Source organism: Rhodoferax saidenbachensis, assembly GCF_001955715.1.
Lineage (GTDB): Bacteria > Pseudomonadota > Gammaproteobacteria > Burkholderiales > Burkholderiaceae_C > Allorhodoferax > Allorhodoferax saidenbachensis.
The window spans coordinates 2,786,202-2,798,746 of the sequence record NZ_CP019239.1 but is presented as its reverse complement, the minus strand read 5'-3'; the positions used below and the strand labels follow the sequence as shown (position 1 = coordinate 2,798,746).

Annotated in this window: 15 protein-coding genes; 6 read left to right on the top strand and 9 right to left on the bottom strand. The window is 63.0% G+C overall.

What is annotated here, in order from left to right; genetic code table 11:
- Positions 1 to 504 (top strand): DinB family protein, encoded by a 504-nt coding sequence (locus RS694_RS13350; RefSeq protein WP_029708679.1) that lies wholly within the window; start codon positions 1 to 3, stop codon positions 502 to 504.
- Between the two features lie 64 nt (positions 505 to 568).
- Here the strand turns inward: RS694_RS13350 and RS694_RS13345 are convergent, their stop codons facing one another.
- On the bottom strand, positions 569 to 1,516 hold the full coding sequence (locus RS694_RS13345) for an AraC family transcriptional regulator (protein WP_029708680.1): 948 nt from the start codon (positions 1,514 to 1,516) through the stop codon (positions 569 to 571).
- Positions 1,517 to 1,610: 94 nt separating this feature from the next.
- Between RS694_RS13345 and RS694_RS13340 the strand changes: the two genes are divergently transcribed.
- Positions 1,611 to 2,363 (top strand): SDR family oxidoreductase, encoded by a 753-nt coding sequence (locus tag RS694_RS13340; RefSeq protein WP_076069687.1) that lies wholly within the window; start codon positions 1,611 to 1,613, stop codon positions 2,361 to 2,363.
- A 73-nt stretch (positions 2,364 to 2,436) separates the two neighbouring features.
- Here RS694_RS13340 and RS694_RS13335 read toward each other — a convergent pair whose 3' ends face one another.
- Positions 2,437 to 2,832, bottom strand: a complete 396-nt coding sequence (locus RS694_RS13335; RefSeq protein WP_029708682.1) for a RidA family protein — start codon at positions 2,830 to 2,832, stop codon at positions 2,437 to 2,439.
- Positions 2,833 to 2,979: 147 nt separating this feature from the next.
- Between RS694_RS13335 and RS694_RS13330 the strand changes: the two genes are divergently transcribed.
- Together RS694_RS13330 and RS694_RS13325 are read left to right on the top strand one after the other, a co-directional pair.
- Complete coding sequence (locus RS694_RS13330; RefSeq protein WP_029708683.1) at positions 2,980 to 3,906, top strand: LysR family transcriptional regulator; 927 nt, start codon at positions 2,980 to 2,982, stop codon at positions 3,904 to 3,906.
- 117 nt (positions 3,907 to 4,023) lie between these two features.
- Complete coding sequence (locus RS694_RS13325; protein ID WP_029708684.1) at positions 4,024 to 4,356, top strand: FlxA-like family protein; 333 nt, start codon at positions 4,024 to 4,026, stop codon at positions 4,354 to 4,356.
- Positions 4,357 to 4,495: 139 nt separating this feature from the next.
- Here the strand turns inward: RS694_RS13325 and RS694_RS13320 are convergent, their stop codons facing one another.
- A complete protein-coding gene (locus RS694_RS13320) occupies positions 4,496 to 5,527 on the bottom strand; it encodes an IS30 family transposase (protein WP_029705989.1) in 1,032 nt (343 codons plus the stop codon).
- A gap of 134 nt (positions 5,528 to 5,661) precedes the next feature.
- On the opposite strand from RS694_RS13320, the gene RS694_RS13315 reads away from it, so the two are divergent.
- Both RS694_RS13315 and RS694_RS13310 read left to right on the top strand, forming a co-directional pair.
- On the top strand, positions 5,662 to 5,877 hold the full coding sequence (locus RS694_RS13315) for a hypothetical protein (protein WP_029707177.1): 216 nt from the start codon (positions 5,662 to 5,664) through the stop codon (positions 5,875 to 5,877).
- 118 nt (positions 5,878 to 5,995) lie between these two features.
- Entirely contained in the window at positions 5,996 to 6,217 is a 222-nt protein-coding gene (locus RS694_RS13310; protein ID WP_152528803.1) for a FlxA-like family protein, read from the top strand.
- Between the two features lie 44 nt (positions 6,218 to 6,261).
- Here the strand turns inward: RS694_RS13310 and RS694_RS13305 are convergent, their stop codons facing one another.
- From RS694_RS13305 to RS694_RS13280, 6 genes are read right to left on the bottom strand one after another with little or no spacing between them, the layout of a single operon-like run.
- On the bottom strand, positions 6,262 to 6,660 hold the full coding sequence (locus RS694_RS13305) for a Na+/H+ antiporter subunit G (protein ID WP_029707178.1): 399 nt from the start codon (positions 6,658 to 6,660) through the stop codon (positions 6,262 to 6,264).
- Positions 6,657 to 6,935: a K+/H+ antiporter subunit F gene (locus RS694_RS13300; RefSeq protein WP_029707179.1), complete on the bottom strand. Its 279-nt coding sequence runs from the start codon at positions 6,933 to 6,935 to the stop codon at positions 6,657 to 6,659. The genes RS694_RS13305 and RS694_RS13300 overlap by 4 nt, the downstream gene beginning before the upstream one ends.
- Positions 6,932 to 7,438, bottom strand: coding sequence for a Na+/H+ antiporter subunit E (locus tag RS694_RS13295; RefSeq protein WP_241463967.1), 507 nt, complete (start codon positions 7,436 to 7,438; stop codon positions 6,932 to 6,934). The genes RS694_RS13300 and RS694_RS13295 overlap by 4 nt, the downstream gene beginning before the upstream one ends.
- 4 nt (positions 7,439 to 7,442) lie before the next feature.
- Positions 7,443 to 9,116, bottom strand: coding sequence for a monovalent cation/H+ antiporter subunit D (locus RS694_RS13290; protein ID WP_029707181.1), 1,674 nt, complete (start codon positions 9,114 to 9,116; stop codon positions 7,443 to 7,445).
- The gene (locus tag RS694_RS13285; RefSeq protein ID WP_029707182.1) at positions 9,113 to 9,457 is read right to left on the bottom strand and encodes a Na+/H+ antiporter subunit C; all 345 of its coding nucleotides are present in this window, start codon (positions 9,455 to 9,457) and stop codon (positions 9,113 to 9,115) included. Before RS694_RS13285 ends, RS694_RS13290 begins: the two co-directional genes overlap by 4 nt.
- Positions 9,457 to 12,399: a monovalent cation/H+ antiporter subunit A gene (locus tag RS694_RS13280; protein ID WP_029707183.1), complete on the bottom strand. Its 2,943-nt coding sequence runs from the start codon at positions 12,397 to 12,399 to the stop codon at positions 9,457 to 9,459. Before RS694_RS13280 ends, RS694_RS13285 begins: the two co-directional genes overlap by 1 nt.
- Between the last annotated feature and the right edge of the window lie 146 nt (positions 12,400 to 12,545).

Genomic DNA, 12,545 nt, shown 5'->3' with positions numbered 1-12,545 from the left:
ATGTCCCTCGCGATGCTGAAAACCCTGTTCGCCCAAAAGACCTGGGCCCATGCCGAGCTGTACGACTGCATGGCCACGGTAGACCCGGCCCAACACGCCGAGCCACTGCACACCGCCATCCGCACGCTCAACCACATCCACGTGGTGGACCGCATCTTTCGCGCGCACTTGGCTGGCGAACCGCATGGCTACACCCAAAGCAACACGGAAGAAACACCCGAGCTGGGCGAGTTGCACTTTGCCGCCGCTGAGACTGATTTGTGGTTTGAGTCCTACCTGGCCGACCTGAACGAAGCCGCGCTGGCAGACAGCCTGACGTTCCAATTCACCGATGGCGATGCCGGCCGCATGACGCGAGAGGAAATGCTCTTCCACGTGCTCACCCACGGTGCTTACCATCGCGGCAATGTGGGCCAGGTGCTCAAAGGCATCAGCGTCACACCCCCGCGCGATCTGCTCACCAAATTCCTCCACCAGCACGAGCCTGCCAGACGGCAGGGCTGAAGTGGATAGTCCGGTTTGCTATAAAAACAGAAGCTGCTTACGCATATCCCACGAGGGCTAGAGGCTAATTTGGCTCATAAACCTCAGCGCGACGTTCATCCATCTCACCTTTTGCATAGCGCCCCGGTGGGACCCCCACATGGCGGGTGAAGGCGACGCCGAAGGCGCTGACGGAGCTGTAGCCCACGCGCTCTGCAATCTCTGCGATGGCGAGTTCGCGTTGCCGCAGCAGTTGTTGGGCCAGCGCCATGCGCCAGGTCTGCAGGTAGTCCATGGGCGTGACGCCCACCGTGCGGCTGAAGCGGTCAAAGAATGCGGAGCGCGACATGGCGGCTTCGCGTGCCAGTTGTGCCATGTTCCAGGGCGCCGCGGGCTGCGCATGCATGCTGCGCAGGGCCAGCGCCAGTTTGGGGTCCGACAGGCCCCGCACCAGACCCGGTGATGCAGCCGTGCTGGCGCTGGACCGGAAGGCTTCTATCAGCAGTACCTCCAGCAGGCGGGCCATCACGATGTCGCGCGCGGGCCGGTCGGTGCGGGTCTCGTCGCCCAGCAGTTGCACCAGAGTGGACAAGCGCGGCTCGCTGCGCACGTGCACCCACTGCGGCAGCAGGGGCACCAGCAAGGCAGCGTCTGGTGAGCCCAGCACGCAGTTGCCCACCAACATGCGAACGTCTACCGCGCCCTCGGGGTCGCCGACGCGTGCACCGCCTGGCATGGCTGCGATGGGCGTGTCCACCGCTTCGTCCGCGCGGGGTGGCAGCCGGTCCACGCTGGAGGTTGCAAAACTGCGCGCCGCCGGGATGAGCGCGAAGTCGCCCGCGTTCAGGGTGATGGTGTCGCTGTGTTTCGGCCCGTCCACCGTCAGGTGGCAACTGCCTTCCAGCACCACGAAGTAAAACGGCCGGCCCATCTCGGTGCGGCGCACCGCCCAGGGTGCCGAGGCCGCCACCACTTTGGAGAACGGCGCACCTGGCTGCAGCAAGGACACGACTTCTGCGAGGGGATCAACCATATTGGATCATCTCAACAAAGAAACGGACATTTAAGCATAGTCAGTCCGGTTTCTGGCCCGTATCGTACGCAGCTCTTAACCAAGGAGTTTTTAGATGTCTGCCATTTCCACTGTTCTCATTACCGGTTGTTCGTCGGGCTTTGGCCTGGAGACGGCGCGTTTCTTCCTCGACAAAGGCTGGCGGGTGGTGGCCACCATGCGCACCCCGCGCGAGGGCCTGTTGCCATCCTCCGAGCGGTTGCGCCTGCTGGCCCTGGATGTGACCGATGCCGACAGCATCCGTCGTTGTGTGGAGGAGGCCGGGCCCATCGACGCCCTGGTCAATAACGCCGGTGTGGGCTTGCTGGCGCCACTGGAAGGCGTTGCGCTGTCCAGCGTACGTGAGATCTTCGAGACCAACACCTTCGGCACCATCGCGATGACGCAGGCCGTGCTGCCTCAGTTCCGGCAACGGCGTGCGGGCGTGGTGGTCAACGTCACCTCCAGCGTCACGCTCAAGTCACTGCCCCTGCTGTCGGTCTACACCAGCAGCAAAGCGGCGGTCAACGCGTTCACCGAATCCCTGGCACTGGAGTTGGCGCCTTTCAATGTGCGCGCCAGGCTGGTGTTGCCGGGGCGCGCGCCCAGCACCAGCTTTGGCGCCAACGCCCGCCCGCGCATGGCAGGCAGCACGCACGAGGCGTATGCCGCCTTCACACAAAGCGTGTTCGCAGCCCTGGGAGACACCGCCGCACCTGTCACTCACACGCAAGACGTGGTCGAAGCCGTTTGGCGTGCAGTGACGGACCCTGCCGCCCCCATGCGCATACCGGCGGGGGCGGATGCGGTGGCTTTGTCGCAGGCCTGATTGCTATCAAAACAGAAGCTGCTTGCGCATATTCCACGGGGGCTAGAGGTCCATTTCGTTCAAATTTTCCTTGTTAAGCCTCTGGCAGCTTGGCGATGACCTTGATTTCGAACTGAAAGCCGTAGAGCCAGGTCACGCCAATGCCCGTGAGCGTGGGGTGCGGGGCAGGGCCCCAAAACGCATGGATCACCGGCCAGATGGTCTCCAGATGTTTCTCCGGGTCCACAATAAACACCGTGACGTCAATGACGTCGTCAAAGGTGCAACCCGCAGCCGCCAGGATGGCATTGAGGTTCTCAAACGCCAGGCGCACCTGCTGGGCCACATCCGGCTCGGGCGAACCATCGGGCCTGCTGCCCACCTGGCCGGAGACAAACAAGAAGCCATTCGATTGGATGGCGGGCGAGTAGCGGTTCTGTTCATACAGCGCCTGGCGACCGGCGGGAAAAACAACATTGCGGACTGACATGGAATACCTCGAAGGATGGTGGATGTGTAGGGAAAAGCCAATTGGCTTGCCCTGAATTTAGGGCGCCATGCCTGCGGGATAAACCAGCAAGCCGCACAATCACTGTTTGCAATTCCCAAACAATCAACGGGGTAAGGTAAGGCCGATATGGACCGTTTTGATGCAATGCAAGCCTTTGTGCGCGTGGTGGAGACGGGCAGCTTTACCAAGGCTGCGCAGACCCTGCACATGAGCAAAACCACAGTGACCCAGCTGGTGCAGCAACTGGAGGCGCGGCTGCGCGTCAAGCTGCTCAACCGCACCACGCGACAGGTCCGTGTCACCGCCGATGGCGCTGCCTATTACGAGCGGGCGGTGCGCGTGCTGGTGGATCTGGACGATGCCGAGACCAGCCTGTCCAGCGCCACCGCCTCGCCCCGAGGGCGGCTGCGTGTGGATGTACCGAGCCCGCTGGCGCGCATGCTATTGGTCCCCGCATTCCCGGAGTTCCACGCCCGTTATCCAGACCTTCAGATTGAGATGGGTGTGAGTGACCGCCTGGTCGACCTCATTGGTGACAACGTGGACTGCGTAATACGCGGTGGTGAGGTCACCCAGCCATCGCTCATCGCGCGCCATGTGGGCGACCTGCAACTTGGCGTGTATGCGGCACCCAGTTATCTGCAGAGGGTTGCCAGCCCGTCACACCCTTTGGATTTGGAGGCAGAGCCGCACCGCATCGTTGGCTTTTTGTCGTCGCGCACCGGCAAGCTTTTGCCCAGCACCTTGCGTCAGGGCGATGCGCGTATCGAAGTCAAAGGCAAACACGCTCTGGCCGTGGACGATGGCAACGCCTACCTCGCCGCTGGCTTGGCCGGTGTGGGCGTGCTCTGGCTGCCCCACTACATGGCCAAGCCCCACCTGGCGCGTGGTGAACTCGTGCCCTTGTTCCAAGACTGGGCGTTGGACCCCATGCCCATGTACCTGGCGTTCCACCCCAACCGCCATGTGAGCGTGAAGTTGCGCGTCTTTATCAACTGGGTTGTGGAGGTGATGGAAGCGCATGCACCCATCGCAGCCAGATCAGGAGCTTGAAGAAAGCCTGTGGGTTGCCCGCCATGTGGTCGCGGCGCTAGGCCAAGCTCCGGGAGGAACTGACGGCGCAAGCGCGGCTGTCCTTCATTTCATCCTCAAAAGGCCGATAGAGAGGGTATGCAAGTCTCCCTCTCTTCATCGACCGGCAGTGCGGTCTCCAGTACTGCAGCCAGCGATATTGCCAAGTTGCAAAAGCAGCTGATGTCCTTGGTGGATGAGCTCAAGAGCGTGGCCACGTCCGACATGGACGCCAAGGCCAAAAAGGAGAAGGTCAAACTGCTGCAGGCCCAGATCCAGATGGTGCAGGCCCAGATCAGTGCCATTCAGCGCGCACGCCAACAGGCGCAGCAGGAAGTGCAGTCCCGCAAGGCCGAGGCCGCCAGCGCGCAACGCCGCGCGACAGAACGGCAGACCGCAAGCCCAGGCAGCCAGCTCGATACGTTTGCCTGATCGCCAGGGCGGCCGCACGCGAACACCTGCGGGTGCTGGTGCAGAAGCCCTGGTACTGGTTAATTGCTATCAAAACAGAAGCTGCTCGCGCATATTCCATGGGGGGCGGAGTCAAATCCAAGTGCAACACAAGCTGAGTTTATTGGATGGAGTCAGGAGAGTGCTCAAGCTTGGCCAGCCACTGGCCGTACACCTCCAGCGGAGTCAACCAGCCCAGCGTCTTGCGAGGCCGTCCATTCATCAAGTCAGCAATCCCGTCGAGTTGCTCCTGGCTGTAACCCGACAGGTCTGTCCCCTTTGGCAGGAACTGTCGTACCAAACCGTTGGTGTTCTCATTGGTGCCACGCTGCCAAGGACTGTGCGGATCACAGAAATACACGGCAACCCCGGTGTTGGCTGTCAATTGCGCATGGTGAGCCATCTCACGCCCCCGGTCATAAGTCAGTGTTTGGCGCATAGGCTTGGCAATACCGTTGAGCTTGTCCGTAAACGCTTGCAGCACGTGGGCTGCAGTGGCTGGGTTGGGATGCGGCAGCTTTACCAACATCAGGAGCCGGGTGCTGCGCTCTACCAGGGTGCCCACAGCACTGAGGTTGCCTGCTCCTTTGATCAAGTCACCTTCCCAGTGACCAGGGAACAGTCGATCCTCAACCTGCGGGGGACGTACATGGATGCTCAAGAGATCAGCGATCTGACCGCGGCGGTCTTCGCCACGTGAACGGGGCCAGCGCTTGGTGCGGGCCAGACGCAAACAGGCAATGAGCTCGCGGCGCAGCTCACCCCGGGGTTGGGCGTAGATGACGTTGTAGATGGTTTCGTGAGAGACGCGTTGGTGCGCCTCATGCGGATGCAGTGTAGCTAGGCGAGAGGCAATTTGCTGGGGTGACCAACGCAGTTGCAATAAGGCGTGCACAGAGGCGAAGAGGGCATTGCCCGCCACCAGCTTCGGGGGCGGTCTGCTGTGGCGACGCCTGCGCACAAAGCGCTGTTGTGCGAATCGGCAACTATAGGCACCAGCACCGCTGTTTCGGTTGATCTCACGACTCACCGTGGAGGGGGCACGACCCAGTACTCGGGCTACCGCCCGGATACTCAATCCGAGCTCAAGGCATACAGCAATGGTCTGGCGCTCTTTGTAATCGAGCTGTTTGTACTCTTGGTTCAGTTTCATGGACACACCTTATTGAAGTTTCAATCGGTGTGTTGCACTTCACTTTTGAGCGAGCCGGGGCTAGAGGCCAATTTCTATAAAAATTACCCGTGGAGTAATTCCTGGATTTACCAAGGCAGGTGTGTGCCGTCCTCATGGAAGAAGCCGCCAGTCACATCCGCTTCGTGATGGGTGGCGATGTGAATAACGCTGCCGGCCGCCTCTTCAGCCGTGCGATCCCCCGCGTGGCTGGTGAAATCGGTCTCGGTATCCAGTCCTGGGCCAGCGCGCCAGCGGAAGACACTGTGAAGCTGCAAGTGGGAGCGATGGAAGCGAGGCGGGTCTTCATTTCCTCCTCAAAAGGTCGATAAAAGGGGTATGCAAGTCTCCCCCTCTTCATCGACCGGCAATGTGCCCTCCAGTGCTGGTGCCAGCGATATTGCCAAGCTGCAAAAGCAGCTGATGTCTTTGGTATAAGAGCTCAAGAGCGTGGCCACGTCAGACATGGACGCCAAGGCCAAAAAGGAGAAGGTCAAACTGCTGCAAGCCCAGATCCAGATGGTGCAGGCACAGATCAGTGCCATCCAGCGTGCACGCCAACAGGCGCAGCAGGAAGTGCAGTCCCGCAAGGCCGAGGCCGTCAGCGCGCAACGCCGCACGACAGAACGCCAGACCGCAAACCCAGGCAGCCAGCTAGATACTTTTGCCTGATCGACAGGGCGGCTGCACGCGCATACGGCCGTCCCGCAGCCCCCTCAGCTTTGGATGTGGGAGGCTGAGCTTGTCGTCTGGGGTGAAGCTGCTGCGACCTGGCCCACTGGCAAAGGTACCTCGTCTCCATGGCCTCCGGTGCGTTTGCGAAAGAGTTCGGTGCGCGCCAGCAGGATGGTCGTCACCGGTACGGTGAGCGAGAGAAAAATGATGATGAGCCAGGCATGCAGCGACAGCTTGTGATCCAGCGCCGAGAAGTACAGGATGGACGCCAGCGTCACGCACCACGAGGCAAAGCTGAACGCCAACGCGGGCGGGTGCATGCGCTGGAAGAAGCTATGAAAGCGCACCAGCCCCACCGCCGATGACAGCGTAAAGATGCCGCTGAGCACCAGCAGCAGCGCTACCGGTATCTCAATCCACAGCGAGAGGGCTTCGTTCATTCGATCACCTCGCCGCGCAACAAGAACTTGGCCATCGACGCGCTGCTGACGAAGCCAAAAATGGCGATGAGCAAGGCCGCCTCGAAGTAGGCCGAATTGCGGTAACGAATGGCCAGTACCAGCAGCAACAGCATGCCTATGGTCCAGATCAGGTCCATGGCCAGCACGCGGTCCTGTGCGGAAGGGCCACGCACCATGCGCACCAGAGCCAGTGCCATGGACAGCACGTAACACGCAAGCGTGAAGACGATGGCGGCGAACAGTAGGGTGCTCATTCGAATATCTCCATCAGTGGTTTTTCGTAGCGTGTTTTGATCAGGTCGATCTCGGCCTGCGCTGCGTGTTCGTCGTGCAGGTCAAAGATGTGCACCAGCAGCGCGCTGCGGTCCAGCGCCAGCTCGCTCCAGATGGTGCCCGGTATCACGCACAGGATGGCTGCCAACACGGCCAGGCCATTCGGGTCGCGCAGGTCCAGCGGCACGGTGACGAAGGCACCGCGCGGTGGTGTGCGTGCCAGCGTGCCAAGCAGCACACGCCAGTTCCAGACGATAACGTCACCGCCCACGCGCCAAAACAGTTTGAACGCGGTCCAGGGTTTGCGAAAGCGCACTGGCGTGGGCCGCAGCGGTTGCGTCAGGATGGGCACGGCCACGCCCAGCAGCAGTGCCAGCAGCCATTGGCCCAGGCCATAGTCGCGGTTCAGCACCATCCAAAGGGCGACCAGTGCCAGAGACAGCAGAGGAGCAGGGAAGAGTTTGCGCAGCATGGTCGGTTTCATCGTGTCATGGGGCCGCTGCCTGGGGCGGCGGCAGGCCCAGGCGGTCGGCGTTGGTAGCGGTGGGCAACGGGCGCGCACCCATTACCGCCTGCACGTAGCCCGCCGGTGTGTACAGGGCCTGTACGGTGGAACGGGTGTAAGCCATGACAGTCTCGGCGCGCACCGTGTAGATGCCGCACAGCAGTACCAGCAAAGCAATCGGCAGGAATTCCGCCACGCGCAGTACCGGCGCGGCGCGGTTCACGGGCGCCCAGAAGAAGCGCATGCCCACCCGCGACAGGGCCACCAGCGCAAACAGCCCCGACAGCACCACCAGCGTGAGCAACGTCCAGGCCACGGTGCCGGTGTCTTTCAGCAGGGCCGACAGCATTAGCACCTTGCCGACAAAACCGGACAGCGGTGGCAGGCCTGCCACCAACAGGGTGCAGGCGATGAAAGCCAGGCCCAACAGCGCTGTGGCGGCTGGTATGGGGCGGCCGATCAGCGCCTCTTGCTGGTCGTCCAGGTTGGTGTCTTCGTTCAGTTCCTGCTCGGCCAGGGCAAAGGGCAAATGGTCTTCTTCGTCCTCCGGTGCGAGTCTGGAGCGGGTCTCGCTCAGGCGTGAGCGTTCCATCAATTCGGCGATCAGGAAGAAGGCCGACACCGCAAACGTGGAGGTCGGCAGGTAGTACAGCGCGCCCGCGGTGACCTCGGGCCGCGCCAGCCCGACCACGGCCAGCAGCGTACCTGACGAGACAATGACCGCAAAACCCGCCAGGCGCGCCGGCCGCTGCGAAGCCAGCATGCCGAGTGCGCCAAAGGCCAATGTGCCCATGCCGCCCCACAGCAGCCAGGCACTGCCGAAGCCTGCCGAGTCGCCTGCCTGCGGCGAGAACCATAACGTCGATAGCCGCAGCAGCACGTAGACGCCCACCTTGGTAAGCAAGGCAAACACCGCGCCCGCAGGCGCGCTGGCGCTGGAATAGGCGGGCACGAGCCAGGCATTCAGCGGCCACATCGCGGCCTTGGCCAAAAAGGCGACGGCCAGTACCGCGCAGGCGGCGTGCAACAGCGGCCGATCCTGTGCGGCCAGCAGCGGGATTTTTGCCGCCAGGTCGGCAAAGTTGAGTGTGCCGGTGACGCCGTAAATCATCGACGCACCCACCAGGAACAGCGATGAGGCCACCAGATTGATGGTGACGTAGTGCAGCCCCGCCTTCACACGCGACGGCCCCGAGCCGTGCAGCAGCAAACCGTACGATGCGGCCAGCATCACCTCGAAGAACACGAACAGATTGAACAGGTCGCCGGTGAGAAATGCACCGTTGACACCCATCACCTGTATCTGCAACAGCACGTGGAAATGCGCGCCGGCCTTGTCCCAGCGCGCCAGAGAAAACAGCTGCGCCATCAGCGCCACCACCGCAGCGACCACCAGCATCATGGCCGACAGGCGGTCGAGCACCAGCACGATGCCGAACGGCGCCTCCCAGTTGGAGGGCAGGTACACACCATAGGCGCTGGGGCCGGTGCCGCCCATGGCCTGCGCCAAGAGCAGCAGCGCGACGCCCAGGTTGGCCAGCAAAGCCAGCCCGCCCAAGGTGGCCTGGCTGCGGTGCCTGCGGTCCCCGACCAACAGCAGCAGGCAGGCAGCAAGCAGCGGCAGCAGTACCGGTATGACCAACAGATGCTGAATCATTCGGCGTCCCCTTGGCCGTCCACATGGTCGTTGCCGAAGAAGCCACGCTGCGCCAGCAGCAGCACCAGGAACAGCGCCGTCATCGCGAAGCCGATGACGATGGCCGTCAGCACCAGGGCCTGCGGCATGGGGTCGGCGTTGAACTGCAGCGTGACCGGCTGGCCGGGCACCAGCACGGGCTCCAGGTCCACCGCCAGGCGGCCCATGCTGAAGATGAACAGGTTGACGCCGTAACTGAGCAGCGACAGACCCATGATGACCTGGTAGGTCCGGGGGCGCAGCAGTAGCCAGACACCGCAGGTGGTGAGGGCGCCGATGGCGATGGCGAGCATGATTTCCATCAGACCCCCGACGCTTGAGTGGCCAGCACACGGCCCGGCTGGCGACGGCCGCGTACGGCCTGGTGGCCCAGCGCTGTGAGGATCAGCAGTGTGGCACCCACCACCAGTGTGAATACGCCGATGTCATAAAACAGGGCGCTGGCCACGTGTATTTCGCCCAGCAAAGGCAGCGTGAAATGCGCCATGTGTGTTGTCAGGAAGGGGTAACCGAAGAAGAAGGAGCCCAGCCCCGTGCCTGAGGCCGTCAGCAGGCCGAAGGCGATCCAGCGTGGCGGCGCCAGAGGCATGTGCGCCTCGACCCATTGCGTACCCGAGACGATGTACTGCACGATGAACGCGGTGGACAGCACCAGACCCGCCACGAAGCCGCCGCCGGGCAGGTTGTGGCCGCGCATGAACAGGTAGACCGCGATCACCGCTGCCACGGGCAGCAGCAGGCGCATCAGCACGGCAGGCACCAGCAGGTAACCGCGTGCGGTGTCGGTGTCTGTCTGCGCATTGACGAGATCGGTGTCCAGGTCGGCTGGCACCGCCCGCTGTTGCGGCGGCAGCATCACGCTTTCACGCGCGGGCCGGAAGCGGCGCAGCAGCGCGTACACCGTGAGCGCCACCACGCCCAGCACGGTGATCTCACCCAGCGTGTCAAAGCCACGGAAGTCGACCAGCATCACGTTGACAACATTGGTGCCGCCCCCCTCGGGTACGGCGCGCTCCAGGAAAAACGGCGAAATGCTTTGCGGGAAGTTGCGTGTCATCACCGCGTACGACAGCGTCGCCATACCAATACCGGCGCCCAGCGCCACCAGCAGATCGCGTGAGCGGCGTGCCCGGGCTTTCACACGCGCCAGCAAGGTGGGTTCATAGTCCTGCTGCTCAATACGCTTGGGCAGCCAGCGCAGGCCCAGCACAAAGAGCACCGTGGTCACCGCCTCCACCGAGAGCTGGGTGAGCGCCAGGTCCGGCGCCGAGAACCAGGCGAAGGTAATGACGGTGCACAGGCCCGCCACGCTCATCAGCGCCAGCGCGGTGAGGCGGTGGTACTTGGCCTGCCAGGTGGCGCTGACGGCGGCCACGATGCCGACAACCCACAGCAGTGCAAACATCGGTGAGAAGGTGAGTATGGGGCGCGTACCTGTCCACACTGTCGGTGCGCGCAGCGTGAGCCACAGCGATGCCAGCGCGGCCGCCAGCGTCACCACCATCATCAGCAGCACCTGCGGCTGCAGTCGGTGGGTGCTCAGCACGCGCAGCAGCACGCGGCTGGCCGCCGTCAACTGCGCCAGCACACGGCGAAAAGCGGTGTTGCCGCTGAAGCGGCCCAGCAGCGGCGGCCGCACAAATTGCCCAGCGGCCATCGGCCGGCGCAGCAGCGCATACAACGCGATACCCAAGGTCATGGCTACCAGGCTCATCACCAGCGGCGTGTTGAAGCCGTGCCACACGGCCAGGTCAAAGGGCGGCAGCGTGCCGCCCACCACCGGTGTGGCGGCCACCGCCAGCACCTGGCCCACCGACCATTGCGGCAGCGTACCCACCACCAGGCAGGCCAGCACCAGCAACTCGATCGGCACCCGCATCCAATGCGGCGGCTCGTGTGGCTGGCGCGGCAGGGCATTGCAGGTGTCGGGGCCAAAGAACACTTCCACGGTGAAGCGCAGTGAATAGGCCACGCTGAAAGCCCCGGCCACCACCGCGGCCACGGGCAGCAGGTGGTCAAACCAGGGGGCAGAGGTCACGAATACGGCCTCGGAGAAAAACATCTCCTTGGAGATGAAGCCGTTGAGCAGCGGCACGCCGGCCATCGCCGCGCCCGCCACCATGGTCAACGTGGCGGTGATCGGCATATAGCGCCACAGGCCGGACAGGCGCTGGATATCGCGCGTGCCGGTTTCATGGTCGACGATGCCCACCGCCATGAACAGCGATGCCTTGAAAGTGGCGTGGTTGATGATGTGAAACACCGCCGCCACCGCTGCCAGCGGACTATTGAGCCCCAGCAGCGTGGTGATCAGGCCCAGGTGCGAGATGGTCGAATAGGCCAGAACGCCTTTCAGGTCGTTCTGGAAAATCGCCGAGAAACCGCCGATCAGCAGCGTGGCCAGGCCCGTGAGTGTGACGATCCAGAACCACTCCTCGCTGCCCGCAAGCACGGGCCACAGGCGCGCCAGCAGAAATACACCTGCTTTCACCATCGTTGCCGAATGCAGGTAGGCGGAAACCGGCGTGGGCGCGGCCATCGCGTGTGGCAGCCAGAAGTGGAAGGGGAACTGCGCACTCTTGGTGAAAGCGCCCAACAGCACCAGCACCAGCACCACCGGGTACAGCGCATGGGCGCGGACCTGTTCGCCAGCGGCCAGCACCACGTCCAGGTCGGTGCTACCCACGATGTGGCCCAGCACCAGCATGCCGGCCAGCAGGCACAGGCCGCCCGCGCCAGTGACTGTGAGCGCCATGCGCGCGCCGCGCCGCGCGTCCCGCCGGTGGTGCCAGTAGCCGATGAGCAGGAACGAGAACAGGCTGGTCAGCTCCCAGAACAGCGCGATCTGTATCAGGTTGCCCGACAACACCACACCGCTCATCGCACCCATGAAGGCGAGCAGAAACGAGAAGAAACGCGGCACCGGATCGGCCGGCGACATGTAGTAGCGCGCATACAGCACCACCAGCGCACCAATGCCGAGCACCAGCATCGAGAACATCCACGCAAAGCCGTCCATGCGCAGCGTGAAGTTCATGCCCAGTGAAGGCAGCCATTCGATCTGCTGGCGGATGACGTGGCCGGCGGCTATTTCAGGGAAATACAGTGCGGCCTGTACAGCACATGCCAGCGCGATGAGCCCAGCGAGTGTGGACTCCGCATTGCGCGCGTTGGACGGCAGTACGGATGCGATCAGGCTACCGATGAAAGGCAGGGCTACGAGAAGAAGAAGCGGTGCTTGCATGCAGGTCGGTTGGTTGGGTAACTTCTATTGTTACCGACAACACTATGGGCACAGAAAACGGCGGCCCATCGCCACCGCCAGCGTCACACGCAAACTGTGGGGCCGCCTTGCCAATGGGTGGGTGTGGATCGTGGGGGAGGCTTGTT